We start from the raw sequence: 26,445 nt of genomic DNA, 5'->3' as shown, positions 1-26,445 counted from the left end.
GGCTTACCGGATCAGAAGAGCTTGCCCGGGTTGAGGATGCCCAGCGGGTCGAAGACCTGTTTGACGGCCCGCTGCATCTCCAGGCCCACCGGGCCGATCTCCCGCGCCAGCCACTCCTTCTTCAGGACGCCCACGCCGTGCTCGCCCGTGATGGTGCCGTCGAGTTCCAGGCCGAGGGCCATGATCTCGTCGAAGGACTCGCGGGCCCGCCGGGACTCGTCGGGGTCGGAGGCGTCGAAGCAGACGGTGGGGTGGGTGTTGCCGTCGCCCGCGTGGGCGCAGACGCCGATGGTGAGGCCGTACTTCGCGGCGATCCGGTCGATGCCCTCCAGCATGTCGCCGAGCCGGGAGCGCGGCACGCACACGTCGTCGATCATCGTGGTGCCCTTGACGGCCTCGAGGGCGGTGAGGGCCAGGCGCCTGGCCTGGAGGAGGAGTTCGGACTCGGCGGCGTCCTCGGCCGGGACCACCTGGGTGGCGCCCGCGGCCTCGCACAGCGCGCCGACGGCGGTGAGGTCGGCGGCCGGGTCGGTGGTGTCGAAGGCGGCGAGGAGCAGTGCCTCGGTGGTCTCCGGCAGACCCATGTGGGCGAGGTCGTTGACCGCCTTGACGGTCGTACGGTCCATCAGTTCGAGGAGGGAGGGGACGTGTCCCCCCTCCATGATCGCGCAGATCGCGTCGCAGGCGGCCGACGCGGAGCCGAACTCGGCGGCCAGCACCAGCTGTTCGGGCGGCTTGGGACGCAGCGCGAGGACCGCCCGTACGACGATGCCGAGGGAGCCCTCGGAGCCGACGAAGAGCCGGGTGAGGTCGTACCCGGCGACGCCCTTGGCGGTGCGGCGTCCGGTGGACATCAGGCGGCCGTCGGCGAGGACGACGTCGAGGCCGAGGACGTACTCGGCGGTCACCCCGTACTTGACGCAGCACAGGCCGCCGGAGGCGGTGCCGATGTTGCCGCCGATGGTGCACATCTCCCAGCTGGAGGGGTCCGGCGGGTAGTAGAGGCCGTGTTCGTTCACCGCGCGGGAGAGCGTGGCGTTGACGACGCCCGGTTCGACGACGGCGACCCGGTCGACCGGGTTGATCTCCAGGATGCGGTCCATCTTGGTCAGGGAGAGGACCACGCAGCCGTCGGTGGCGTTGGCCGCGCCGGACAGACCGGTGCGGGCGCCCTGCGGCACCACCGGGACGCGCAGCTCGGTGGCGGTGCGCATGACGTGCTGGACCTCCTCCACGGTGCGCGGCAGGACGACCGCGGCGGGGGCACCGGCCGGGCAGAAGCTCGCCATGTCGTGGGCGTAGGAGGCCGTGACGTCGGGGTCGGTGAGGACGGATCCGGCGGGCAGCCCGGCCAGCAGCCGGTCGACGAGGGCGGACCGGTCGACGAGGGCGGACCGGTCGGCGCGGGGGCGGCCGGGGGTGCTGTCGACCGCCGCGGCTGCGTCGTCTTCGTCGCGAGGCGCTTCGATACGGCTCATGATCAAAGGCTCGCATCCACGGCCATCGGTGTGAACCCCGTGGACGGCACCCGTCGCCTGCCCGGTGTGATCGTCGTATTGCCGCACAGTGAGCGCCATGAACGGCACGCATGCGAGGGACACCACGCGGGGACACACCGGAGGCGGCCGGCGGCCGCGCCGCGGGCGCCGGGTGCTGGTCGCCTCCGTCGCCGGGGCCGCCGTGCTCGGCGGGGTCCTGGCCCTTCTGGTGCCCTGGGACGGGGCCGACGCGCCCCCGCCCGCGCCGGGGCCCGCGGCGCTGGCGCAGGGGGCGGTCACCACGGGCGTGCCCGCCGCGCTGCCGGACCTGGCGGCGCTGATCGGCGACCGGGAGACCCATCTGCGGGCGCATCCGCTGGACGGGGTGTCGTGGGCGGTGCTCGGCGCGGCCTACGTCGAGCAGGGCCGCCGGACGGCCGACGGCGCGAACTGGCCGAAGGCCGAGAAGGCGCTGCGCACCTCGCTGAAGACGGGACCGAAGCGCAATCCGCAGGCCCTGGAGGGGCTGGCGGCGCTGGCGGTGGCGCGCCGGGACTTCCCGGCGGCGAAGAAGTGGGGCGAGAGCGCGGTGAAGGCGGCGCCGAAGCGGTGGACGGCGCACGCCGTGCTGGTCGACGCGTACACCGGGCTCGGCGACGACAAGGGCGTGGGCCGGGCCCTGGACAAGGTGATGGAGCTGCGCCCGGACGCTCCGGCGGTGGGGGCGCTGGCGGCGGCCGTCTACCGCAACCGGGGCTGGCGGGAGGACGCGGCGGCCCGGATCTCGGACGCGGCGGCGTCGGCCGGGGAACCGGCCCAGCGGGCGGCGTACCTGGAGCAGGCCGGGCGGCTGGCGTTCGAGCGCGGGGACCGCGAGGAGGCGCTGCGGTTCTCCCAGGAGGCGCTGCGCACCGACCCCGACCAGCGGGCCGCGCAGGCCGGGCAGGGCCGGGCGCTGGCGGCGCTGGGCCGGACGACGGAGGCGCTGTCGGCGTACCAGGCGGCGCTGGCCAAGCGGCCGAGCCCCGAGTACGCGCTGGAGCTGGGCGAGCTGTACGAGTCGCTGGGCCTCGGGCAGGCGGCGCGGGTGGAGTACGACCTGCTGCGGGAGCGGGCGCGCGGCGCGGAGGAGGCCGGGGCGGACGAGGCGCTGATGCTGGGGCGGCTGGAGGCGGACCACGGCGATCCGGCCGAGGCGGTGCGCCTGCTGCGGGCGGAGTGGGGGCGGCAGCCGGGGATCGCGGTCGCCGACGCGCTGGGCTGGGCGCTGCACCGCGCCGGCGAGGACGAGGAGGCGCTGGAGTTCGCGACGCTCGCGACCGACGGCGACAAGGGCGGCGGGGTGCGCAGCGCGCTGTACGTGTTCCACCGGGGCGTGATCGAACAGGAGCTGGGACGGTCCGGGCCCGCGCGGCGGCATCTGCGGGAGGCCCTGACGATCAACCCGTACTTCTCGCCGCTGCGGGCGCCGGAGGCGAAGCGGGCGCTGACGGAGCTGGGCGAGCCCCCGGTGGAGGGCCCGCCCGACTGACGCCCGTGCGGGTCAGAGGTTGCCGCGCTTCTCCTGCTCGCGCTCGATCGCCTCGAACAGGGCCTTGAAGTTGCCCTTGCCGAAGCCCATGGAGCCGTGGCGCTCGATCATCTCGAAGAAGACGGTCGGCCGGTCCTGGACCGGCTTGGTGAAGATCTGGAGCAGGTAGCCGTCCTCGTCGCGGTCCACGAGGATCTTCAGCTCGCGCAGCGTGTCGACCGGCACCCGGGTCTCGCCGGCCCACTCGCCGAGCGTGTCGTAGTACGAGTCGGGGGTGTCCAGGAACTCGACGCCGGCCGCCCTCATCGCGCGGACGGTCGCCACGATGTCGTTGGTGTTCAGCGCGATGTGCTGGACGCCGGCGCCGCCGTAGAACTCCAGGTACTCGTCGATCTGGGACTTCTTCTTGGCGACGGCGGGCTCGTTGATCGGGAACTTGACCTTGAGGGTGCCGTCCGCGACCACCTTCGACATCAGCGCGCTGTACTCGGTCGCGATGTCGTCGCCCACGAACTCCTTCATGTTCGTGAAGCCCATGACCTTGTTGTAGAAGCCGACCCACTCGTTCATGCGGCCGAGTTCGACGTTGCCGACGCAGTGGTCCACGGCCTGGAAGACGCGCTGCTCGGGCGGGGCGACCATCGGCTTGGCGGCGACGTAGCCGGGCAGGTACGGGCCGTCGTAGCCGGAGCGCTCGACGAGGGTGTGCCGGGTCTCGCCGTAGGTGGCGATGGCGGCGAGGACGACGGTGCCGTGCTCGTCCTTGACCTCGTGCGGCTCGGCGAGCGAGCGGGCGCCGTGCTCGACGGCGTAGGCGTGGGCGGCGCGCGCGTCCGGGACCTCGATGGCCAGGTCGACGACGCCGTCGCCGTGCTCGGCCACGTGCTGGGCCAGGAAGGTGCCCCAGTCGGTCGAGGGCTTGATCACCGAGGTGAACACGAAGCGGGCGGAGCCGCTCTCCAGGACGTAGCTCGCGGTCTCCCGGCTGCCGTTCTCCGGTCCGGAGTAGGCGACCAGCTTCATGCCGAAGGCGGTGGAGTAGTAGTGCGCGGCCTGCTTGGCGTTGCCCACGGCGAAGACGACCGCGTCCATTCCCTTGACCGGGAAGGGGTCGGCCTGCCGGGCGGTGTCGGGAGTGTGGTCTGTGGTCTGCGTCATAGCCGCAGGTTCTCCCGCCTCCGCAAGGTGCGCAATAGTTTGCGTCTTCACTGGGCAACCTGACCAGTGGTACGCCGGTGACGGCGGGCGATGTGTACAGGATGACCAGCCGAGCGGGTGAGGGGTGAGGGGCGTGGCGGGTACGGGCAACGGGATCGACCGGCTGGACGGGCGGATCATCGGTCTGCTGGCGCGGGAGCCGCGGATCGGGGTGCTGGAGATGTCCCGGCGGCTGGGGGTGGCGCGCGGCACGGCGCAGGCGCGGCTGGACCGGCTTCAGTCGAACGGAGTCATCCGTGGCTTCGGTCCGGAAGTGGACCCGGCGGCCCTCGGCTACCCGGTGACCGCGTTCGCGACGCTGGAGATCCGGCAGGGCCAAGGAGCCGACGTGCGGGCGCACTTGGCGACGGTGCCGGAGGTTCTGGAGCTGCACACCACGACCGGCACCGGGGACATGCTGTGCCGTCTGGTGGCCCGCTCGAACGCCGATCTCCAACGGGTGATCGACCGGGTTGTCGGTTTTGATGGCATCGTCCGGGCCGCCACGGCGATCGTCATGGAGAACCCCGTTCCGCTGCGGATCATCCCGCTGGTGGAGCAGGCGGCCGAGGACAGCGGCGCACCCGGCTGAGCCCGGCCCGAACCCGGAGGTGAGCGGACGTGAACTTCTGGGACTTCCTGGGCAGCCGCCACCAGCAGTTGCTCGTCGACGCCTACCAGCACGCCAGCGCCGTCTTCCAGTGCATGGTGGTGGCGACCCTGCTGGGGGTGCTGATCGGCGTCGTCACCTACCGCAGCGAGTGGGCGGGGAACCTGGCGACCCTGTCCACGTCGACAATCCTGACCATTCCGTCGCTGGCCATGATCGGCCTGCTCATCCCGATCGTGGGGCTCGGCGTGCCGCCGACGGTGACCGCGCTGACCCTGTACGGGCTGCTGCCGATCGTGCGCAACTCGATCGTGGGCCTGCGCGGGGTCGACCCGGCGCTGGTGGACGCGGCCAAGGGCATCGGGATGTCGCGTCCGGCCCGGCTGCTGCGGGTGGAGCTGCCGCTGGCCTGGCCGCCGATCCTGACCGGCATCCGGGTCTCGACGCAGATGCTGATGGGCATCGCGGCGATCGCCGCCTACGCCTCAGGACCGGGCCTCGGCAACGAGATCTTCCGCGGGATCGCCTCGCTGGGCAGCAAGAACGCGCTCAACCAGGTCCTCGCGGGCACGCTCGGGATCATCGTGCTGGCCCTGCTGTTCGACGCGGCGTACGTGCTGCTGGGACGGCTGACCATTCCGAGGGGGATCCGTGTCTGAGACATCCGTGTCCGGCTCCGTTTCCGACGACGGCCTCGGCGAGGCGTCCGGCGGCGCCACCGGGGCGACCATCGAGCTGGAGGCCCTCACCAAGCGCTACCCGGGCAATGCGCAGCCCGCCGTCGAGAACGTGTCGATGGAGATCAAGGCCGGGGAGACGGTGGTGTTCGTGGGCCCCTCGGGCTGCGGGAAGTCCACCACCCTGAAGATGATCAACCGGCTGATCGAGCCCAGCGGCGGACGCATCCGCATCAACGGCGAGGACGTCACCGACATCGACCCGGTGAAGCTGCGCCGCAAGGTCGGCTACGCGATCCAGTCCTCGGGCCTGTTCCCGCACATGACGGTCGCCCAGAACATCGCGCTGGTGCCGCGGATGACCGGCTGGTCGAAGGCCCGCATCCGCGCGCGGGTGGAGGAGATGCTGGACCTGGTGGGCCTGGACGCCGGGGAGTTCCACGGCCGCTATCCGCGCCAGCTGTCCGGCGGCCAGCAGCAGCGGGTGGGCGTGGCGCGGGCGCTGGCGGCCGATCCGCCGGTGCTGCTGATGGACGAGCCGTTCGGCGCGGTCGACCCGATCACCCGGGACCACCTCCAGGACGAGCTGATCCGGCTCCAGCGGGAGCTGCACAAGACGATCGTCTTCGTCACCCACGACTTCGACGAGGCGATCAAGATCGGCGACCGGATCGCGGTGCTGCGCGAACGCTCCCACATCGCCCAGTTCGACACCCCGGAGGCGATCCTCACCAACCCCGCCGACGACTTCGTGTCGGGCTTCGTGGGCGCGGGCGCGGCCCTGAAGCGCCTGAACCTGACCCGGGTACGGGACGTCGGCATCACCGACTACCCGACGGTGACCGTGGAGGACCCGCTCCAGCACATCTTCGACCGGCTCAGGGAGTCGGGCACCAACGAGATCCTGCTCCTGGACCGGCGCGGGCGCCCCTACAAGTGGCTGCGGCGCGGCGACCTGATGCGGGCCAAGGGCTCGCTGGCGCGGGCCGGGACGCTGGTCCACGACACGGTGACCCGGGACGCGACGCTGCGGGACGCGCTGGAGGCGGTGCTCACCGACAACGCGGGGCGGGTCGCGGTCACCGGGCGGCGCGGCGCGTACGAGGGCGTCGTCGACATGGAGACGCTGATGAACTCCGTGCAGGAACTGCTGGAGGCCGACCGGCTCGACGCACTGGAGCACCAGCACGACCTCGAGGAGACCCGGGCCACGCAGACGCACACCGAGCAGGAGGGCTTCGGCGGGGTCGGAGGCCGCGCGTGAGCGGCTCCTCCCGCCGCTCCCCCGGCGGCCGCCCCGCGGGAGAGCACGAGGTCAAGGGCCTCGCCTTCCGGGACGAGGGCGGGGGTGCGGGCGGCGACGAGGAGGAGGAGGCCGGGGCTCCCCCGCCGTCCCCGGCGGCCGCGGGCCCCCGGGTCGGCTGGCGCAAGCTGACCTTCCTGCCCGTCGTCCTGATCGCCGTACTGCTGGCGACCTGGCTGTGGTACCGGCAGGCGGACCTGGACGCGCTCAGCCGGAACGCCCTCGGCAACGGCCAGGTCACCAAGGCCCTGTGGCAGCACGTGCAGCTCACGGTGATCTCCACGTTCTTCGTGCTGATCATCGCGATCCCGCTGGGCATCCTGCTGACCCGGGGGGCGTTCCGGAAGGCCACGCCGTTCGCGATGGCGTTCGCCAACATGGGCCAGGCGACCCCGGCGATCGGTCTGCTGGCGCTGCTGGTGATCTGGCTCGGCATCGGCCGCAGGGCGGCCCTGATCGGCATCATCATCTACGCCGTCCTGCCCGTGCTCTCCAACACCATCGCCGGCCTGAAGGCGAACGACCCGACGCTGCTGGAGGCGGCCCGCGGCATCGGCATGTCCCCGCTGGGCGTCCTGACCCGGGTGGAACTCCCGCTGGCCGTCCCGCTCATCCTGGCCGGGGTGCGCACGGCCCTCGTCCTGAACGTCGGTACGGCGACGCTGGCGACCTTCGGCGGCGGCGGTGGCCTGGGCGTGCTGATCACCACCGGGATCACCAGCCAGCGGATGCCGGTGCTGGTCCTCGGCTCGGTCCTCACCGTCGCCCTGGCCCTGCTGGTGGACTGGCTGGCGTCGCTGGCGGAACTGCTGCTGCGGCCGCGGGGGCTGGAGGTGAGGACATGAGGCGACGCGTCTGCTGGTCCCTGGCGGCGGTACTCCTTGCGGCTCCCGCCGGGTGCGGCCTGACCAGCGGCTCCCCGATGGTCGACGACGTGGAGCCCGGCACCATCGGGAGGGGGAAGCCGCTGGAGGGGGCCGACCTGACGGTCACCTCGAAGGAGTTCACCGAGCAGCTGGTCCTGGGCGCGATCATGGGCATCGCCTTCGAGGCGGCGGGCGCGGAGGTGCTCGACCGCACCGGCATCCAGGGCTCGGTCGGCACCCGCGCGGCGGTGGAGAACGGCGACGCCGACGCCACGTACGAGTACACCGGCACCGCGTGGATCACGTACCTGGGCAACAGCAAGCCGATCCCCGACCCGGAGCAGCAGTGGAAGGCGGTGAAGGAGGCCGACGCGAAGAAGGGGCTGACGTGGCTGGAGCCGGCCCGCCTGAACAACACGTACGCGCTGGCGATGAACCAGGCCAACTACAAGAAGTACAAGACGAAGACGCTCTCGGAGGTCACCGCCCTGTCGAAGTCCGACCCCGGCGCGGTGACGCTGTGCGTCGAGGGCGAGTTCGCCAACCGCGCGGACGGCCTGCCGGGCCTGGAGAAGGCGTACGGCATGTCGCTGCCCGCCGGGAACATCACGCAGATGGACACCGGCATCATCTACACCCAGACCGCGAAGGGCGCCTGCACCTACGGCGAGGTGTACACCACCGACGGGCGGATCAAGTCCATGAACCTGGTGGTGATGGAGGACGACAAGAAGTTCTTCCCGAACTACAACGCGGCGCCCATGGTCCGCACGGCCACCCTGAAGAAGTGGCCGGCGATCGCCTCCGTCCTCGACCCGGTCACCAGGGCGCTGACCAACGACGTCGCGCAGACCCTGAACGCGAGGGTCGACGTGGACGGCGAGGATCCGCACCAGGTGGCGCTGGACTGGATGAAGGAGAAGGGCTTCGTGAAGGAGGGCTAGCCAGGGGGTGCCGCTCAGCAGGCGGGGACGTCGCCCTTCCCGCTCTCCAGCGCCTCGAGCGAGTCGACCGCGCCCTTGAGCGTCGTCACGGGGATCAGCCGCAGTCCCTTCGGCAGCTCCGCCCGCGCGTCCGAGCACTCCGCCTTCGGCACCAGGAAGACGGTGGCGCCGTCCCGCCGGGCGGCCTGCGTCTTGAGCGGCACCCCGCCGACGGGGCCGACCCTGCCGCCGTCGGTGATGGTCCCCGTCCCGGCGACGACCCTGCCGCCGGTCAGGTCCCCGGCGCCGAGCTTGTCGACGATGCCGAGCGAGAACAGCAGCCCGGCGCTGGGCCCGCCGACGTCCTCGAGCCGCAGGTTCACGTCGACGTCGTCCTCGTCCATCCGGAGGTACCGGAGCGCGGCCGCGGTCGCCGAGTCCTGCGACTCCTTCATCTGCTCCTGGTTGTACTCCTCGATCTCGCTCACGTCGTCGCCGCTCGGATAGACGGCGTCGCGCGGCATCACGGCCCGGTCGGTGTCGAACCAGCCGCTCAGCACGTCCCCGAGGTGAATGCTCGCGTCCGGCCCGGTCGCCTCGATCGTCGTCATGCGCAGCTGACCGCTGGTGTCGTGCGTCGGCGCACCGCTGATCGTGATCACCTCTTCCCCCTGGTTCTTCCCCAGCACGTCGGCCGTCAGCCCCGGCTGCGCCACGGAGAACGGCAGCGGCGCGAACACGGCGGTCGCGAGCAGCGCCACGACGGGCAGACCGCAGACGGCGAGGAACTGGGGACGCGTGAGACGAGAGAGCACGGAGTCAATCTAACGTGCCGCTGACGGCACGGCTCAGCCGTCTCCTGCGGCACCCTGCCGGTTCACGTGCACCGCCAGCCAGCGGAACTCTCCGCCGGGGCCGTCCTGTCCGGAGTACGGCTCCCACTCGAGACGGTAGGCACCCGTCAAGGTGCAGGTGTTCGGCTCGTACGTTCCCTCGGCCCAGAGCAGCGTTCCGGCGAGCTCACGTCCCTCGTGGATCCGGAACTCGTGGTCCCGGGTGCGCCGACGGCCGGCGGGCGGTGGCGTCCACAGGGACGGCTCGTTCGTCAGCATGAGCGCGATGCCGTCCTGCCCGGACCGTCCGCAGAACCGCTCCAGCCTGGCTATGTCGCGCACGAAATGCAGACGGGCGAGGTCGGTGGCCCCGTGCGCCTTCAGGACGTAGTCCTCGGCCGGTGTGCCGGCCCTGCCGGTCCAGTCCCGGGTGAAGTACTTGAACTCCACGGCGGTTCGCGCGGTCGGCCCGATGCACAGCAGATCCAGGTACTCGGCCCTCCCCGGCCTGCGCCGGGGAACCTCGAGCCGGGACTCCACCTCCGGTGCGGTCTCCCACAGCACCCGGGCAAAACCGTGCTGGAGATCGGCCTCCGAGTGGAAGACCGGCCGGTGCCCGCGCAGCCGCGCCATGACCTCGTGCAGCGGGGCCTGCCCGGCGATGCTCCCCGCCGCACGGGACGTCACCGCAGCGCCTCCGCCACCTCGCGGGCCGCGTGCATCACGCGTTCGCCGACCCGCTCCGGGACGACGTCCGCCAGCATGACCACGCCGACGCTGCCCTCCACTCCCGTGACACCGAGGAGAGGGGCCGCCGCGCCGCAGGCACCGGCCTCCAGTTCGCCGTGGGTGAGGGTGTAGCCGGGGTCGTCCGCGTCCTCGTCGGCGGGCCGGGGTGGCCGGCGGGCGGCCAGGATCGCCTTGCCGGCGGCGCCCCGTTCCAGGGGGTGGCGGAAACCGGCGCGGTAGGCGACGTGGTAGTCGGTCCAGGTCGGCTCGACGACGGCCACGGCCAGGGCCTCGGCGCCGTCCACCAGCGTGAGGTGGGCCGTCGCCCCTATGTCCTCCGCCAGCGCGCGCAGGGCCGGCATCGCCGCCTCGCGGACCAGGGGGTGCACCTGGCGGCCCAGGCCCAGCACCCCGAGGCCGACGCGGGCGCGGCCGCCCAGGTCGCGGCGTACGAGTGCGTGCTGCTCCAGCGTGGCGAGCAACCGGTACACGACGGTCCGGTTGACGCCCAGTTTGTGGGAAAGCTCGGTGACGGTCAGCCCGTGGTCCGTATCGGCCAGCAGTTTGAGGACCCGCAGTCCCCGGTCGAGCGTCTGGGAGGTCTCCGCGGTCACGACGCCCACTCCTTAGTGGTGAGGTCGGCGGCGCTCCTCGCGGATGTGCGTCACCGAGTCCCGTCAGCGACGCGCTTGAGAGGCCGCCGATCGGCTGACGGCCCGGCGTTGTCGCGGGCCCAGTCGCTTCACGGCTGCGCTCCGCGGCGGCGCTGCCACGGGGCGTGTGCGTAGCGGGACAGTAACGACCAGGTCCGCTCAGCGGAAGGCTCCGTCCAGAATCCGGGCGCCAACCGTTATCGACTGCCTGTTTTTGTCCCTATACGTGCGTCACACGCCCGCGGCGGCGTCATTTCATGCGCGTCGCCCACTCCTGCACCTTGGCGATGCGCTGGCGCAGCTGTCCGCCGGTCGCCTCGGCGCTGGGCGGGCCGCCGCACACGCGGCGCAGCTCGGTGTGGATGACGCCGTGCGGCTTGCCGCTCTGGTGGACGTAGGCGCCGACCATGGTGTTGAGCTGCTTGCGCAGCTCCATCAGCTCCTTGTGGGAGACCACCGGGCGGCGGTCGGCGGGCAGTTCGAGCAGGTCGGCCTCTTCGTCGGGCTTCTTGCGGCTGTGCGCGATCTGCCGGGCCTGCCGCTTCTGGAGCAGCATCTGCACCTGGTCGGGCTCCAGCAGCCCCGGGATGCCGAGGTAGTCCTGCTCCTCCTCACTCCCCGGGTGGGCCTGCATGCCGAACTCGGCGCCGTTGTACATGACCCGGTCGAAGGTGGCCTCGGACTCCAGCGCCTCGAAGGAGAACTGCTCCTGCTCGCCGGTGTCCTCGTCCTGCTCCCGGTTCGCCTCGTCCATCTCCTTCTCGGACTCGGCGTAGGGGTCCTCCTCGCCCTCCTTCTTGGGCTTGTCGAGGACGTGGTCCCGCTCGCGCTCCATCTCGTTGGCGAAGGTGAGCAGGTCGGGCACGGTGGGGAGGAAGACGGAGGCGGTCTCGCCGCGGCGCCGGGAACGGACGAAGCGGCCGACGGCCTGGGCGAAGAAGAGCGGCGTGGAGATGGTGGTCGCGTAGACGCCGACCGCGAGGCGGGGGACGTCGACGCCCTCGGACACCATGCGGACGGCGACCATCCAGCGGTCGGTGCTGCCGCTGAACGCGTCGATGTTCTTGGACGCGCCGGTGTCGTCGGACAGCACGACGGTGGCCTTGTCGCCGGTGATCTCGCGGATCAGCTTGGCGTAGGCGCGGGCGGAGTCCTGGTCGGCGGCGATGACGAGGGCACCGGCGTCCGGGATGGCCTTCCTGACCTCGGTGAGCCGCTGGTCGGCGGCGCGCAGCACGGCCGGCATCCACTCGCCGCGCGGGTCGAGGGCGGTGCGCCAGGCCTGGCTGACGGCGTCCTTGGTCATCGGCTCGCCCAGGCGTGCGGCGATCTCGTCGCCCGCCTTCGTGCGCCAGCGCATGTTGCCGCTGTAGCTCATGAAGATGACGGGGCGCACGACGCCGTCGGAGAGCGCCGAGCCGTACCCGTAGGTGTAGTCGGCGGCGGAGCGGCGGATGCCGTCGTTGCCCTCCTCGTACGCCACGAAGGGGATCGGGTTGGTGTCGGAGCGGAACGGCGTGCCGGTGAGCGCGAGGCGGCGGGTGGCCGGCTCGAACGCCTCCAGGCACGCCTCGCCCCAGGACTTGGAGTCACCGGCGTGGTGGATCTCGTCGAGGATGACGAGGGTCTTGCGCTGCTCGACGCGGTTGCGGTGCAGCATGGGGCGCACGCCGACGCCCGCGTAGGTGATGGCGATGCCCTGGTACTCGCGGCTGAGCGGGCCCGCGCTGTACTCGGGGTCCAGCTTGATCCCTATCCGCGCCGCGGCCTCGGCCCACTGCTTCTTCAGGTGCTCGGTCGGCGCGACGACGGTCACCTGCTGCACGACGTGGTGGTGCAGCAGCCAGGACGCCAGCGTCAGCGCGAAGGTCGTCTTTCCGGCGCCGGGCGTGGCGACGGCCAGGAAGTCCCGGGGCTGGTCCTGGAGGTACTTCTCCATCGCCCCCTGCTGCCAGGCCCGCAGCTTGCCGGCGGTGCCCCAGGGGGCACGGCCGGGGAAGGCCGGGGACAGGTGGTGCGAGGTGCTGGAGCTGGCGGTGGTAGTCACGGTCTCCGAAGGGGGTAGAGCGGCTCGGCCACGTATGACAACCGGGCCACCCTACCGGCGGCCCGACGTGATCAACGCGCGCACGGGGGCGGGTCACCCCCGGGTGGGACGGACGTCACAACGGCCCCGGTGGATCGTCCACGGCTCACCGCTCCCGCAGCCGGGTCGCCACCCACGGCTCACTTCTCCCGCAGCCGGGTCGCCACCCACGCCCCCGCCAGCGCCACCGCCGCCATCGGCAGGAACACCGCCGCGAAGGCCGCCGGGTGGGAGCCGGCCGCCCCGCCGCCCCCGGTGGCCGCGTGGCTCACCGTGCCGCCGCCGAGGGCCGCGAAGGCCGCGCCGCCTGCCGACAGCAGGACGACGTTGGACAGGCCGTCGGAGATCTGGAGGGCGGCGGAGTTGGCACCGGCCTCCTCGGGGGCGGAGAGCCTCAGCAGGAGCACGCTGGTGGAGGAGATCACCAGGCCCATGCCGAAGCAGCCGAAGCCCCAGGCGACGGCCACCGTCCAGGCCGGTACGGCGTCGATCAGCACGCTGGGCGCCGTGGCGACGGCCGCCGCGACCAGCACCATGCCGAGGCTCATCAGACGCTCCCGGTGCGCTTCCAGACCCGGCCGGGACTGCAACCAGGAACCCCCGGCCCAGGTCGCGCCGCCCGCCGCCAGGGAGAGCCCGGCGAGGGTCGGGCTGAGCCCGCGCTGGGTGACCAGCATCAGCGGGACGAAGGACTCGGCGGCGATGAAGGACCCCGCGGCCACCCCGCGCAGCAGCACCACGGAGGGCAGGCCGCGCGCCGCCCGGTAGGTGCCGCGCGGCAGCAGCCCGAGCACGGCGGGGACGAGCAGCGCCACGCCCGCCGCACCCGGCAGCAGGGAGACCGGGCTCAGGTCCTGGGCGGCGTACTGGAGCAGCCCCGCGCCCAGCGAGACGGCGAGGGCGAGACGGATGCGGCGGCGGTCGAAGGAGGCCGGGGCGTCCCCTCCCCCGACGGGACCCGCCGCGCGGCTGCGTATCTGCGGCAGCGCGAGGGCCAGCGGGACGACCACCAGCACCGGGATGCCGACGAAGACCCAGCGCCAGCCGAGGTGCTCGGTCACCGCGCCGGAGGCCAGCGGGCCGACGACGGACGGGACGACCCAGCCCGCCGCGAACGCCGCCATGATCGCGGGCCGCAGCCGCTCCGGGTAGGCCCGCCCGACGACGACGTACAGCGCGACGATCACGAGCCCGCCGCCGAGCCCCTGCACGGCCCGCCCGAGAATGAACACCCACATCGACCCGGCCGTCCCGGAGAGCACCAGCCCCGCCGCGAAGGAGGCGATGCCGGTCGTCAGCGGCGCCAGCGGCCCGCGCCGGTCCGACCACTGCCCGGAGAGCACCATCCCGAACAGGCTCGTCGTGAAGTACCCCGAGAACGCGAACGCGTACAGCGACACCCCGTCCAGCTCCCGCGCCGCCACCGGCATCGCGGTGCCGACCGCCGTCGCCTCGAAGGCGATCAGCACGATGACGGAGACGATGCCGATGCTCAGCGCCCGGTAGGCACGGCTCAGAACGGTCTCGTCGGGGGCGGTGACGGCGATGGGAGCGGCGGCCTCGCCGGTACCGGCGGAGGACTCGGCGGGGGCCGCGACATCGGTGTCGCGGGACTCAGGGACGGTCATGGTCGCCAGAGTAAGGGCCACGACCCGCGTTGACCCCTGTCCGGAGACGGTAGGGGACCGGGACCTTGGTCGTACGACCGGTCCTGTTCACAGCGAGTTACGCGGGTTCGATCCCCACCACGGTCTCCAACTTCCCCGCCCGCCGCAGTGCCCACAGGGTGAGGGCCAGGGCGGACACGTCGGCCACCAGGGGGTGGAGGGTGCTGTCGGGGGTCCTCCAAGTCAGGACGGCGCCCGTTGTGCCGTCGACGACCACGTGGGCGCCGTCCACCATCCGCCCCAGGCGGACCAGGTGCTCCGCGTCCGCCGGGAGCGGGTGGCCGGGGTGGTCCTCGCCGTACTCCGCCAGCGTGGGCAGCGGCAGGTCTTCCGTGTCGAGGCGGAAGGGGTGGGCGTCCTCGGGCAGGCCCGTCTCGCGCAGGAAGCGGCGGGTGGGCTCGTGGGTGAGGGTCCTCGGGAAGTCGATGTCCTCGAAGCGGGTCACGCGGTGACGGCCGAACTCCCGGTCCAGGAAACGGGGCGGCAGGTCCTGCGAGGCTCCGGGCACCGTGCGGTGGCCCACGGCCAGGAGCAGGCAGCTCATCAGGGCCGACGTGTTCCACAGGGACGGCCGCTCGCAGCTCCCCGGGGAACGGCGGGAGGCGCCGTCCTCCACCGTCGTCGCGAGGCGGACCCGGGTCAGCAGCGAGGGGACCGGCGTCCGGGCGTCCGCCGTCGCGTCCCGCATCGTCGTCGTACCGCCGGTGACCGCGTGCATCGTCTCCCCCGGGAATGTGTGGCCGTGCGCGGGCCGGCGGCTGCCGTTCGCGCTCCTTCGGAGACTACGTGCCACCACTGACAACGCACCCCGTGCACGGACCCGTTCGCCCTGTAGGACGCCTGCGGACCGTCCCGCGTTGCCTCGCGCGTGTGCGCGGCGGCTCAGGTGCCCGTGGCCACCGCCGCCTGGGGGCGGATCGGGAGGCGGTTGACCGGGCGCCCCGTGGCCGCGCGTACGGCGGAGGCGACGGCCGCCGGGGAGGCCACCACCGGGACCGCGCTGACGGCCTTGGCACCGAAGGGAGCGACCACGTCGCGTTCCTCGACGAGCTTCACGATCCGGATGTCGGGGGTGTCGAGTGCCGTCGGGAGGGCGTAGCCGGTGAGGTCGGGGTGGCGGATCAGGCCGCGCGGGGTGCGGAGGTTCTCCGTGAGCGCGATGCCGACGCCCTGGGTGACGCCCGCCTCGATGCGGGCGGTCAGCTGGGCCGGGTTCAGGACGCGGCCGACGTCCTGGGCGACGGCCAGTTCCACGACCCGGACGGAACCGATCTCGATGTCCACGTCGACCACCGCGCGGATCGCGCAGAAGGCCATGCCGACGAACGCGTCGCCCTGCCCGGCCTCGTCCAGCGGCTCGGTCGGGTGCGGGCGGCACTGGGCGGTGGCCCACAGTTCCTTGCCGTCCAGCGCCTCGGCGACCGTCGTCGACAGCACGCCGTCGTACGAGGTGATCTTGCCGTCGGCGATCTGGAGCAGCTCCGTGGACATGCCGAACTGGTGGGCCAGGGGCTGGAGGAGCTGGGTGCGGACCATCTTGGCCGCCCGTTCGACCGCGCCGCCCGACACCCAGGTGTGGCGGCCGCGGCAGCCGGCGCCGGCCGGGGGCTGGTCGGTGTCGACGGGGGCCACGTGGACCTCGTCCACGCCCAGGGTCTCCTGGACGATCTGCCGGGCCAGGGTGGTGAAGCCCTGGCCGGTCTCGACGGCCGCGCACAGCACCGTCGCCACGCCGTCCTGGACCTTCACGGTGGCCGTGGAGACCTCGTCGGCGCCCTCGGCGCCCAGCATGTGCACCATGCCGATGCCGTAGCCGACGCCCCGGCGCACCGCGCCCGGTTCGCCCGCGCCCTCGGGGCCGCCGGGCAGCAGCCACTCGTCCTCGGGCGTGTCCTTCGGGAGGGCGGGCAGGGGGAAGTCGCGGACCGCCTGGAGGAGTTCGGCGACGGGGGCGGGACACGTGACCGTCTGGCCGGTGGGGAGCACGTCGCCGGTGGCCAGGACGTTGCGCAGCCGCACCTCGGCCGGGTCCAGGCCGAGCTTCTTGGCGACCTTGTCCATCTGCGCCTCGTACGCGGCGCACACCTGCATCGCGCCCTCGCCGCGCACATGGCCGGAGGGCGGGTTGTTGGTGCGCACCGCCCAGCCCTCGATGAAGGCGTTGGGGACGACGTACGGGCCGCAGGCGAAGGCCACCGCGGCGGCCAGGGCGTCGGAGGAGGTGTCCGCGTAGGCGCCCGCGTCGAGGAGGATCTGCGCCTCGACCTTGACGATCCGGCCCTCGGCGTCCGCGTGGTGGCGGTAGCGCAGGAGGGTGGGGTGGCGGTGGGTGTGCCCGAGGAAGGACTCCTCGCGCGTGGCGGTCAGTTTCACCGGGCAGCCGGTCTTCAGCGCCAGCAGGCCGAGCGGCAGCTGGAAGCCCTGGTCCTCGCGGTCGGCGGTGGCGCCCGGCACCCCGGTGACGACGATCTTCACCTGTTCGGGCGACAGGCCGTAGCAGGCGGCGGCGATGTCGCGGTCGCCGTGCGGGTCGGTGGAGGCCAGGTACAGCTCCACGCCGCCGTCGGGGCGCGGTACGGCCAGACCGGCCTCGGCTCCTATGGGGGCCGGGTCCTGGCGGCCGATGCGGTACAGGCCCTCGACGACGACCTCGCCGGCCGCCTCCGGGTCGCCGTGGCGCAGCGGGATGTGCCGGATCAGGTTGCCGTCGGGGTGCAGCGGCTCGGCCTCGAAGGCCTGCTCCGGGTCGGTCACCGGGTCGAGCACCTCGTACTCGACGATGACGGCGGCGGCGGCCATCCGCGCGGTGTCCGGGTGGTCGGCGGCGACGGCGGCGAGGGGCTCGCCGTGGTGGCGTACGACGTCGGAGGCGAACACCGGGCGGTCGGCGTGGGCGCCGCGGCCGTGCAGGGGGGTGCCGGGCACGTCCTCGTGGGTGACGACCGCCCGTACGCCGGGCATCTCGCGCGCGTGGGTGGTGTCGATGGACACGATGCGCGCGTGCGGGTGCGGTGAGCGCAGTACGGCCGCCCACAGCAGGCCCTCGGCCCACAGGTCGGCGGCGTACGGGAAGGTGCCCTCGGTCTTGGCGCGGGCGTCGGCGGGCGGCAGGGACGCGCCGAGGCCGTGCGGGATCGGTTCGGGGACGGGGGTGGCCGCCTCGGCGGTTCCCTCGGCCTCCGCAGTCGCGGCGTCGTTGCTCACGCGTGGCCTCCGTCCTGGCCGTGGTTGCCGTGGTCGCCGTGGTTGCCCTGGTCGCCGTACGGCGGCGGGTCGTGCGGTCCTGTCGCGTCCCGCGCGCCCGGTGGTGGCTGGGGTTCGAACGCCGACGGGTTGACGCCGCCCGCGCCCGGACCCGCCTGGTGCGGGATGCGGGGCTCGTCGGTCTCCGGGCCCGCCTGCGCGTCGTCGGCGTGCGCCTCGCGTTCGGCGACGACCTCCTGGACGGCCTCCAGGACGCCCCGGTAGCCGGAGCAGCGGCACAGGTTGCCGCACAGGGCCTGGCGGGCCTCCAGCTCGGTCGGGGCCGGGTTGCCCTCCAGGAGGTTGTGCACGGTCATCGCCATGCCGGGCACGCAGAAGCCGCACTGCACCGCGCCGCGCCGGGCGAGCGCCCGCTGCACGTCCGACGGCCGTCCGTCGGTGGCCAGGCCCTCGACGGTACGCACTTCGCTGCCGGCCGAGGTCACGGCCGGGACCAGGCAGGAGGCGACGAGCCGGCCGTCGACCTGCACGTTGCAGGCTCCGCACTCGCCCTGCGAGCAGCCGTCCTTGGCGCCCGCGAGGCCGAGTCGCTCGCGCAGCACGTACAGCAGCGACTCGCCGATCCAGGCGTCGGTGACGGGCCGGTCGGCGCCGTTGACGCGCAGCACGTAGGAGGCGAGGGGGTGCTCCTCCTGCGGGCCGGCGGGGGCCGGCGGCTCCTCGGCGGCGGTGACGGGGACGGGGACGGGGACCGCCTCGGGGTCGGCCGGGTCGGTACGGGTGTCGTCGGTGTCGGCGTCGGTGTCGGTGTCGGGTGCGTCCGGCTCCGCGTCCACAGGGCCGGAGGGGCCGCCGGACCGCGGCCGCACTTCTCCGGGTGCCCGCGCGGGCCCGGGTGCGTGGTCCGGACCGGGGGTGGGCGCGGGGCCCGCCACGGGGCCCTCGGCGGCCTCCGGGCCGGATCCGCCCCTCGCCTCGTCGCCGGAGTGCGCGGAGTGCTCTGCGGGGTCCTCAGGGGCCTCCTCGGCCCCAACCGGCTCGTCGTCGACCGTCTCGGCCGCACGGGCAGGACCGGATGCCGCCACGGTCGTCCCGTCGGCGGGATCGGAGGCGTACGGACCTCCGTCGGGGCCGGGCCCGTGCCCGCCCTCGACGGAACCGGGCTGCTGCCCGCCGTCGGCGTGACCGGACGCGTGCGGTCCCCCGGCAGGGCCGGGCCCGGGCACGCCGCCGTCGGCGGAGGCCGGCGGGTGGGTGCCTCGGGCGGAGGCCGCGTGCGGAGCCCCGGCGAGGCCGGTGCCGTGCGGTTCTCCGTCGGGGCCGGACCCGTCGACGCCCTCGGCGGAGCCGGGCGTGTGCGGGCCCCCGGGGGCGTCAGGCTCGTGCACGCCCCCGGCGGAACCCGGCGCGTGCAGCCCGTTGGCGGCATCGACCCCGTACCGACCCCCGTCGGGGCCGTGGCCATGCGACTCCCCGGCGGGACCAGGCGCCTGCCTGCCCTCGACGGAACCGGACCCGTGCACGCCCCCAGGCGCGTCAGGCTCGTGCACGCCCCCGGCGGAACCCGGCGCGTGCAGCCCGTTGGCGGCATCGACCCCGTACCGACCCCCGTCGGGGCCGTGGCCATGCGACTCCCCGGCGGGACCAGGCGCCTGCCTGCCCCCGGCGGAACCGGACCCGTGCAGACCACGGACAGCGTCAGGCTCGTGCATGCCGTCGGCGGCATCGGACCCGTACGGGCCTCCGTCGGGGCCGGGCCCGTGCGGCTGCCCGGCGGGGCCGGGTCCATGCGGGACTTGGGCGGGGCCGGGCCCGTGCGGGCCTCCCGCCGGACGCTCCTCGCCGCCCGGGACGGGCCGTGTCGCGTCGTCGCCCCACGGCCGGCCGTCGGGCCGGGCCGACGGTGCGTCGGTGTCCGGCCCGCTCTCCCCCGGGCCGTCGCCCCAGGGCCGGCCCGCCGGCTGCGTCGCCCAGGGCGCGGGGGCGCCGCCGGGGAGGGTGGCCGGGGCGCCGGTGCCCCACTGCTCGGCCAGGGACGACGTGGTGAACTCGCCCGACTCGTCCGGCAGATCGCCGCCGGCGACGGGGATGGACCACTGTCCCGTCACGTCCTGTCCGGGCGCGGGCGGGACCGCCTCGGCGTCCGCCCCGGGGTGTGCGACGGACGAAGTCTGCGAAGGCTGCGGGAAGTCCCACTGTCCGGTGGCCCCGGGCTGGTACGCGAACCGGTCGTCCTGCCCGGGGACGCCCTGCCCGGCGTGCGTCCCGTAGGGCGCCGTCCCGCCGTACGGGTCCTCGTGGGCGGCGTAGGCGTCGTACCCCTGCTGGGCGGCGGGCTCCTGGCCCGCCTCCGGGGACTGCCACTGGGTGCCGTCCACGGGCGCGGACGGTGCCGTCGGCATCGCCCAGGAGCCGGTGGCGGCCGGGTCGGTGCCCGCCGGGCCGGCGGACGTGACCGTGATCTGGGGCGGCACATAGCCGTGCCCGGGCGCGGCGAGCGGGCTGTCGGAGGAGGCGAGGAGCGCGTCCACGCCGCCCTCGGGGAGCTTCACGAAGGCGGTGGCGCCGTCGTCGTAGTCGCCCTGGGGCAACGGGTCCCAGCGTCCGCCGCTCGGCGGCGTGCCCCCCGCCTGCCGGTCGTCGTGCCGGGCGTCGTACTGATCGCCGTACTGATCGTCGTACTGATCGCCGTACGCGTCGCCGTGCTGGTCGTCGGTCACGACAGTGCCCTCCCCAGTGCTCGTCGGGCCAGCGCGGCGACGGTGCGCCGCAGGTGCAGTACGGCGGGCGGCAGCGGCGGCACGGAGCCGTCCTCGGCCGGGGGCTCGTCGGGGATGCAGGCCGCGGCGACGTACTCGCCGAAGCCGTGCAGCGCCTCCGGGACGACGGCGCGGCCGTTGTCCCAGTCGATGAGCGAGGCCACCCACTGCTCGGCCTCCAGGGGCCGCAGCGGCATCGGCGCGATGGCGCCCACCGCGCACCGGACGCCGCGCCGGGCCGGGTCGAGGACCAGCGCCACGGAGGCCGTCGCGCGGCCGGGGCCGGTGCGGCCGGTGGCCTTGAGGAAGACCTGCGGCGCGTGCAGCAGCGGCACGCGCACGTAGCCGATCAGCTCGCCCGCGCGGAGCATCTCCATGCCGGCCAGCAGGTGCGAGACCGGCACCTCCCGCCGGGCCCCGTCCGGGCCCGCGATGATCAGCGTCGCCTCCAGCGCGGCGAGCACCGGCAGCGCGTCCCCGGTGGGGGCGGCCGAGGCGATGTTGCCGCCCAGGGTCCCCGCGTTGCGGATCTGCGGCGGTCCGGCGGCGCGCGCGGCGGCGGCGAGCGCCGGAATGAGCGCGGCGAAGTCGGGGCGGCCCATACGGGCGTGGGTGAGGCCCGCGCCGAGCAGCGCGTGCCCGTCCTGGTACTGCCAGCCGCGGATCTCGCTGATCCGGCCGAGGCCCACCAGCGCGGCGGGCCTGAGCTGCCCGGAGTTGACGGCCGCCATCAGGTCGGTGCCGCCCGCCACCGGGACGGCCGCGGGCATCGCGGCGAGCGCCGCCACGGCCTCGTCCAGTGTCGTGGGCAGCGTGACGGCCTGCGCCGCCTGCGGTGCGTGCGTGGTCAAACCGACTGCCCCTTCCCGCTGTCCCACCTGGTCCCGCCCATGTGGCCGTACCGTACGGCCTGACAGGGCGGACGTGGCAACTCTGGCACATCTTCGCAGGGCCCGAACGCACGGGTCCGCTAGGAGGCATTCGCCCACCTCGCCGACGGGATGGTCCGTTTTCGGACGGGATCTCCGGCGAACAGAGCTACGCACGGTGCGCACGAGTTGCCACTCTTCGGTGACGTTTAGGGGCCTTTCTCGTTCTGTGTCGCGTTCTGTGTGCTGTTGTTCGTCAACCGTCCGGCGTTTTCCTACTTGTTCGGCGGCGGTCCGTCGATCGGCCGGCCGAGCACACCGGGCCGCTGCTGCCAGGGCAGCGGGCCGGCGGGCGGCCGGTAGCCGACGCCCAGCGCGTCGAGGCGCCGGTAGTGGGCGGCCATCCGCTGTTCGAACGCGGCGTAGTCCCGGTCGGCCGGGGACGGCAGGGCGCTCCAGGCGACCTCGGCGAAGGCGGCGAGCCTGGGGAACACCTGGTAGTCCACGCGTCCCTGGTTCTCCATCACCTCGGTCCACACGTTCGCCTGGGTGCCGATCACGTGTCCGGACTCGTCCGGCGTCAGTTCGGCGGGAACCGGTTCGAACCGGTAGACGTCCTCCAGGGTGCGCACGAAACCGATCGGCACGGGTTCGTCCTCGCCCGGGGCCTGCCGGTGGTCCAGGTACACCTGCTGCTCGGGGCACATCACGACGTCGTGCCCCGCGCGCGCGGCGGCGACCCCGCCCGCGTACCCGCGCCAGGAGGCCACGGCCGCGCCCTTGGCCAGTCCGCCCTCCAGGATCTCGTCCCAGCCGATGAGCCGGCGCCCGCGCTGGGTGAGCCAGGTGTCGAAGTGCTGGATGATCCAGGCCTGGAGTTCGTCCTCGTTCGCGAGGGCGAGTTCCTCGATGCGCGCCTGCGCGGTGGCCGACGCCCGCCACTGCTCCTTGGGACATTCGTCACCGCCGATGTGGACGAACTCCGACGGGAAAAGCTCCAGCAGTTCCTCGAACACGCCCTCGTAGAAGCGCAGCACGGCCTCCGTGGGGGCGAGGACGTTCGGGGAGACGCCCCAGGTGTCCCAGACGGACAGCGCGCCGGTGTCGATCACATCCGTGTTGCCGAGTTCCGGATACGCGGCGATGGCGGCCTGCGAGTGTCCGGGCACGTCGATTTCGGGGACGACGGTGATGTGCCGTTCGGCGGCGTGGGCGACGATCTCCCGGATGTCGTCCTGGGTGTAGTAACCGCCGTGCGGTTTGTCCTCCCACAGCGGTGAGGCGCGGTGGCCGTATTTCGTGCGCGACCGCCAGGAGCCGATCTCGGTGAGCTTCGGGTGGCGGGTGATCTCCACGCGCCAGCCCTGGTCGTCCGTCAGGTGGAAGTGCAGGACGTTGAGTTTGTGCGCGGCCATCAGGTCCAGGTAGCGCAGGACGCCGTCCTTGGGCATGAAGTGCCGGGCGACGTCCAGCATCAGGCCGCGCCAGCGGAAGCGGGGCGCGTCCTCGACGCGGACCAGCGGCAGCCGCCAGCGGCGGTCGGGCAGCGGGGCGCGCCGGAAGGCGTCCGGGCCGAGCAGCTGGCGCAGCGTCTGGGCACCCCAGAAGAGGCCGGCCGGGTCGCCGCCGGTGAGGTGCACGCCTTCCGGGGCGACCACGAGGCGGTAGCCCTCGTCGGGCAGGCCGGCGTCGAGGGCGAGGCGGATGGCGCCGCCGCCACCCGCTCCGGGCGCCAGCGGGAGCCCGGTGGCGGCGCCCAGCGTGGCGCGCAGCCAGCGCTCGGTGCGCCCGGTGCCCTCGCCGGCCACCAGCGCGGTGTCCGGGCCGAGGTCGAAGAAGCCGTCCTCCTGGGACGTGACCTGCTGTGGCTGGGGGAGAACGTCGTTCACGTCAGTCCTTTACCGCTCCGCCGAGGCCGGAGACGAGTCGTCGTTGCACGAGTACGAAGAAGACCAGCACCGGAATCGTCATCACCGTGGAGGCGGCCATGACGCCGCCCCAGTCGGGGTCGTCCGGCTTGTAGAAGACCAGCAGCGCCATCGGCAGCGTCGACTGGGAGGTGTCGCTGATGATGAACGACTTGGCGAACAGGAAGTCGTTCCAGGTCGAGATGAAGGAGAAGACGCTGGTGGCCACGAGACCCGGGAAGACCAGCGGGAAAAGGATCTGCCAGAGAAAGCGGCTCCGGCTCGCCCCGTCGATGTAAGCGGCCTCCTCCAGGGCCTCCGGCACCGCTTTCACGAAGCCCCGCAGCATCCAGATCGCGAACGGCAGGGAGAAGGCGATGTGCGGCAGGATCAGCGACCCCAGGGTGTTCAGCTGGCCGAAGTCCCGCATGAGGAAGAACAGCGGGATCGTGAGCGCCTCCACGGGCACCATCTGGGCCACCAGGAACATGATCAGCAGGGTGGTCCGGAAACGGAACCGGAAACGCGTCACCGCTGTCGCCGCGAGGAACGCGATCAGCGCAGAGGCGATCACGACGGAACCCGCCACGATCAGGCTGTTGAGAAAGTAGCGGCCGAATTCCTGCTGTTCGAAGACGCGCCGGAAGGAATCCAGCGAGGGGGTCAGGGTCCAGGGCCGGGGCTCGCTCGACTCGATCTCCCCGGCCGGTTTGAAGGCGCTCAGCACCATCCAGTAGAGCGGGAAGGCGACCACCACGGCGATCAGCAGCGCGGACGCCTCTGCCGCGAGCCGCCACGGACGGCGCACACGCGCGCGCGGAAGATTCACAGCTCCTCCCCCTGTCGGCGCAGCAGCCGCAGGTAGACCAGCGTCACGGCGAGCAGGATCAGCAGCATGACGACACCGATCGCGGAGCCGAGGCTGTACTGCGAGGACGCGAAGGCCTTCTGGTAGGCGTAGACGTTCAGGACCATGTTCTGGCCGGCGATGCCGCCGCCGTTCGTCATGACGTAGATCTGGGTGAAGACCTTGAAGTCCCAGATGACCGACTGGATGGTCACGACCACCAGGATCGGCCGGAGCATCGGCGCGAGCACCGAGCGCCAGATCCGCCACTGCGAGGCCCCGTCCAGCGCGGCGGCCTCCAGCACCTCGGACGGCACGGCCCGGATCCCGGCGTAGACGGTCACCATGACGAACGGGAAGGAGCACCAGACCACTTCGAGCAGCACGAGCAGGAAGGCGCTGTAGCGCCCGTACGTCCACGAGTGGTCGCCGAGGCCCAGCATCCGGTTGACGGGCCCGAAGTCCGGGTCGAACAGCAGCAGCCACACCGTCGACCCGGTGACCGCCGGGGTCGCCCACGCGCCCAGCCCCGCCAGCATCAGCGCCAGCCGCGGCACGGCCCGCACCCGCGTCAGCAGCACGGCGAGCGCACACCCGACGGCCAGCGTGGACACCACACAGGCGGCCGCGAACACGACGGTGGCGAGCAGTACCCGCCAGAACTCCCCGTCCCCGAACAGCTCGGCGTAGTTCCCGAACCCCTGGAAGGTCGTCGGCTCCCCACCACTGACCTGAGCCTGCGTGTACTCCAGGAACGAGATCAGCCCGAGCTGGTAAACGGGGTAAACGAGCAGCCCACCAAGGACGACAAGAGCGGGGGCGAGATAGATCCAGGGGGTAGCGGAGGAGCGCCCGAAGGGGCGCGGGGCTGTGTTGGATTTGCGGCTACCGCCGCGCGGGCGCGAGAAACCACGACGCACCGGCACCCGCGAACGCACCGCACCCCCCGAGCTCACAGGCGAACCCGTCATCCGGCGGAGCCAAACGCGTCGTCCATCTTCTTCGCGGCATCCCCAGCGGCAGCGTCCACGTCCTTCTTGCCGCTGACCACCTCCTGGAACATCGTCGGCAGCACCTGCGACGAGTCGATCGTCGCCCACGCGGGAGACGCCGGGACGAACTTCGTGCCCGCGGCGAGCGTGTCGACGAACGGCTTCACGAACGGTTCCTTCGCCGCGACCTGCTGCCGTACGTCCGCGAAGGTCGGCAGGAAGCCCATCGCGTCGAACAGTTCGGCCTGGGCCTTCTTGGACGCGAGCCGCTTCATCAGGTCGACGGCGAGGGTGCGGTGCGAGGTGCTCTTCAGGACGCCGATGTTGTTGCCGCCCGCGAAGGCGGGGGCGATGGAGCCGGGCTCGACGCCGGGCAGCGGTACGACCGCGTACTTGCCCTTCACCTGGCCCGCCTCCACGGCCTGGTGGCTGAAGTCGCCGCCGATGGCCATGGCCGCCTTGCCGGAGGCGAAGGCGGTGACGGTGTCGTTGCCGCCCATGCCGGCGCACTTGGCGGCGGGGCAGTTGTCGTCCCCGAAGAGGGAGGTGTACGCCTTGATGCCCTTCCGGGCGGCGGCGCTGTCGATCGCGGCGGCGTAGGAGCCGCCCTTGCCGTTGGCGAGTTCGCCGCCGTTCGCCCAGATGAAGGGCATCGCGCCGTAGGTGTAGGCGCCGCCGACCGCGATGCCGTAGAGGCCGGGCTTGGCGGCGTGCACCTTCTTGGCGGTGGACGCCAGCTCCGCCAGCGACTTGGGGGGTTCGAGACCCAGCTCGTCGAAGACGTCGGTGCGGTAGTACAGGGCGCGGACGCCGACGAAGTAGGGGGCGCCGTAGACCTTACCGTCCACGGTGACGGACTGGCGGGCGGTGGGGTCGGTGTCCTTGGCCTCGTCCCAGGCCGCGAACTCCTCGGATATGTCGGCGAGTCCGCCGTCCTTGACGTATCCGGCGGTGTCGGTGTTGCCGAACTCGATGACGTCGGGGGCGGACTTCGGGTCGTTGAAGGCGGCCTTGATGCGCTGGGCGCGGGTCTCGACGGGGATGTACTCGACGTCGACCTTCGTGCCCTCGTGCGCCTTCTCGAAGTCGGCCAGGGCGGCGTCGACGACCTTTTCCTTCGGCTTGGTGTTGACCTCCTGGAACAGCCAGACGCGCAGCGTGCCGCTCTTCTCGTCCTTGCCGGAGGAGGAGTTGTCGGACGTCTGGGGTGCGCAGGCGGTCGCGGCGACGACGGCCGCGGCCAGCAGTACGGCCAGGCGGGGGGCGAGCTTCATGGAGTCTTTCCTCCGGGCGTGCGTTGCAACATATGCAATG

The 26,445-nt window shown here is 72.9% G+C and carries 21 protein-coding genes; 6 read left to right on the top strand and 15 right to left on the bottom strand.

Annotation, left to right across the window (positions count from 1 at the left end; genetic code table 11):
• Positions 1–11: 11 nt before the first annotated feature.
• Positions 12–1,484, bottom strand: a complete 1,473-nt coding sequence (locus OHA99_RS23195; RefSeq protein WP_405697613.1) for an FAD-binding oxidoreductase — start codon at positions 1,482–1,484, stop codon at positions 12–14.
• Between the two features lie 91 nt (positions 1,485–1,575).
• Here OHA99_RS23195 and OHA99_RS23190 point away from each other — a divergent pair, with 91 nt between their 5' ends.
• Positions 1,576–3,009 carry a tetratricopeptide repeat protein gene (locus tag OHA99_RS23190; RefSeq protein ID WP_405697611.1) on the top strand — a complete coding sequence of 478 codons (1,434 nt, stop codon included), beginning with the start codon at positions 1,576–1,578 and terminating at the stop codon, positions 3,007–3,009.
• 12 nt (positions 3,010–3,021) lie between these two features.
• On the opposite strand, the gene hppD is transcribed toward OHA99_RS23190, so the two are convergent.
• Positions 3,022–4,167, bottom strand: a complete 1,146-nt coding sequence (gene hppD, locus OHA99_RS23185; RefSeq protein WP_054100786.1) for a 4-hydroxyphenylpyruvate dioxygenase — start codon at positions 4,165–4,167, stop codon at positions 3,022–3,024.
• 133 nt (positions 4,168–4,300) lie between these two features.
• Here hppD and OHA99_RS23180 point away from each other — a divergent pair, with 133 nt between their 5' ends.
• From OHA99_RS23180 to OHA99_RS23160, 5 genes are read left to right on the top strand one after another with little or no spacing between them, the layout of a single operon-like run.
• Positions 4,301–4,798, top strand: coding sequence for an Lrp/AsnC family transcriptional regulator (locus tag OHA99_RS23180; RefSeq protein WP_007450106.1), 498 nt, complete (start codon positions 4,301–4,303; stop codon positions 4,796–4,798).
• Between the two features lie 29 nt (positions 4,799–4,827).
• A complete protein-coding gene (locus OHA99_RS23175; protein WP_153179627.1) occupies positions 4,828–5,475 on the top strand; it encodes an ABC transporter permease in 648 nt (215 codons plus the stop codon).
• Between the two features lie 7 nt (positions 5,476–5,482).
• Positions 5,483–6,757 (top strand): betaine/proline/choline family ABC transporter ATP-binding protein, encoded by a 1,275-nt coding sequence (locus OHA99_RS23170; RefSeq protein ID WP_405698988.1) that lies wholly within the window; start codon positions 5,483–5,485, stop codon positions 6,755–6,757.
• Entirely contained in the window at positions 6,754–7,641 is an 888-nt protein-coding gene (locus OHA99_RS23165; RefSeq protein ID WP_381502745.1) for an ABC transporter permease, read from the top strand. The genes OHA99_RS23170 and OHA99_RS23165 overlap by 4 nt, the downstream gene beginning before the upstream one ends.
• Positions 7,638–8,606, top strand: coding sequence for a glycine betaine ABC transporter substrate-binding protein (locus tag OHA99_RS23160; RefSeq protein ID WP_153179625.1), 969 nt, complete (start codon positions 7,638–7,640; stop codon positions 8,604–8,606). The genes OHA99_RS23165 and OHA99_RS23160 overlap by 4 nt, the downstream gene beginning before the upstream one ends.
• Before the next feature lie 14 nt (positions 8,607–8,620).
• Here the strand turns inward: OHA99_RS23160 and OHA99_RS23155 are convergent, their stop codons facing one another.
• The 13 genes from OHA99_RS23155 to OHA99_RS23095 form a co-directional block, all read right to left on the bottom strand.
• Positions 8,621–9,400: a S16 family serine protease gene (locus tag OHA99_RS23155; protein ID WP_153179624.1), complete on the bottom strand. Its 780-nt coding sequence runs from the start codon at positions 9,398–9,400 to the stop codon at positions 8,621–8,623.
• A gap of 33 nt (positions 9,401–9,433) precedes the next feature.
• Entirely contained in the window at positions 9,434–10,105 is a 672-nt protein-coding gene (locus OHA99_RS23150; RefSeq protein ID WP_405697606.1) for a hypothetical protein, read from the bottom strand.
• A complete protein-coding gene (locus OHA99_RS23145) occupies positions 10,102–10,761 on the bottom strand; it encodes an IclR family transcriptional regulator (protein ID WP_153179622.1) in 660 nt (219 codons plus the stop codon). Before OHA99_RS23145 ends, OHA99_RS23150 begins: the two co-directional genes overlap by 4 nt.
• 289 nt (positions 10,762–11,050) lie before the next feature.
• Positions 11,051–12,847 (bottom strand): DEAD/DEAH box helicase, encoded by a 1,797-nt coding sequence (locus OHA99_RS23140; RefSeq protein ID WP_153179621.1) that lies wholly within the window; start codon positions 12,845–12,847, stop codon positions 11,051–11,053.
• A 179-nt stretch (positions 12,848–13,026) separates the two neighbouring features.
• Complete coding sequence (locus tag OHA99_RS23135; protein WP_405697604.1) at positions 13,027–14,514, bottom strand: MFS transporter; 1,488 nt, start codon at positions 14,512–14,514, stop codon at positions 13,027–13,029.
• 97 nt (positions 14,515–14,611) lie between these two features.
• Positions 14,612–15,271 carry an SUKH-4 family immunity protein gene (locus tag OHA99_RS23130; protein ID WP_228126206.1) on the bottom strand — a complete coding sequence of 220 codons (660 nt, stop codon included), beginning with the start codon at positions 15,269–15,271 and terminating at the stop codon, positions 14,612–14,614.
• 164 nt (positions 15,272–15,435) lie between these two features.
• Positions 15,436–17,757: a xanthine dehydrogenase family protein molybdopterin-binding subunit gene (locus OHA99_RS23125; protein WP_153179619.1), complete on the bottom strand. Its 2,322-nt coding sequence runs from the start codon at positions 17,755–17,757 to the stop codon at positions 15,436–15,438.
• Positions 17,754–20,477, bottom strand: a complete 2,724-nt coding sequence (locus OHA99_RS23120; RefSeq protein WP_405697602.1) for a 2Fe-2S iron-sulfur cluster-binding protein — start codon at positions 20,475–20,477, stop codon at positions 17,754–17,756. The genes OHA99_RS23125 and OHA99_RS23120 overlap by 4 nt, the downstream gene beginning before the upstream one ends.
• Positions 20,474–21,367 (bottom strand): xanthine dehydrogenase family protein subunit M, encoded by an 894-nt coding sequence (locus tag OHA99_RS23115; RefSeq protein WP_087790751.1) that lies wholly within the window; start codon positions 21,365–21,367, stop codon positions 20,474–20,476. The genes OHA99_RS23120 and OHA99_RS23115 overlap by 4 nt, the downstream gene beginning before the upstream one ends.
• A 293-nt stretch (positions 21,368–21,660) precedes the next feature.
• Complete coding sequence (locus tag OHA99_RS23110; RefSeq protein ID WP_153179618.1) at positions 21,661–23,274, bottom strand: beta-N-acetylhexosaminidase; 1,614 nt, start codon at positions 23,272–23,274, stop codon at positions 21,661–21,663.
• A 1-nt stretch (position 23,275) separates the two neighbouring features.
• Complete coding sequence (locus OHA99_RS23105; protein WP_031042850.1) at positions 23,276–24,121, bottom strand: carbohydrate ABC transporter permease; 846 nt, start codon at positions 24,119–24,121, stop codon at positions 23,276–23,278.
• On the bottom strand, positions 24,118–25,110 hold the full coding sequence (locus tag OHA99_RS23100; protein ID WP_194280066.1) for a carbohydrate ABC transporter permease: 993 nt from the start codon (positions 25,108–25,110) through the stop codon (positions 24,118–24,120). The genes OHA99_RS23105 and OHA99_RS23100 overlap by 4 nt, the downstream gene beginning before the upstream one ends.
• The gene (locus tag OHA99_RS23095; protein WP_405697599.1) at positions 25,107–26,405 is read right to left on the bottom strand and encodes an extracellular solute-binding protein; all 1,299 of its coding nucleotides are present in this window, start codon (positions 26,403–26,405) and stop codon (positions 25,107–25,109) included. The genes OHA99_RS23100 and OHA99_RS23095 overlap by 4 nt, the downstream gene beginning before the upstream one ends.
• Positions 26,406–26,445 lie beyond the last annotated feature (40 nt).

Origin of the sequence: Streptomyces coelicoflavus (assembly GCF_045041415.1) — a bacterium.
GTDB classification, from domain to species: Bacteria; Actinomycetota; Actinomycetes; order Streptomycetales; family Streptomycetaceae; genus Streptomyces; species Streptomyces coelicoflavus.
The sequence above is the reverse complement of the archived record's forward strand: the minus strand, read 5'-3'. Positions and strand labels throughout refer to the sequence as shown.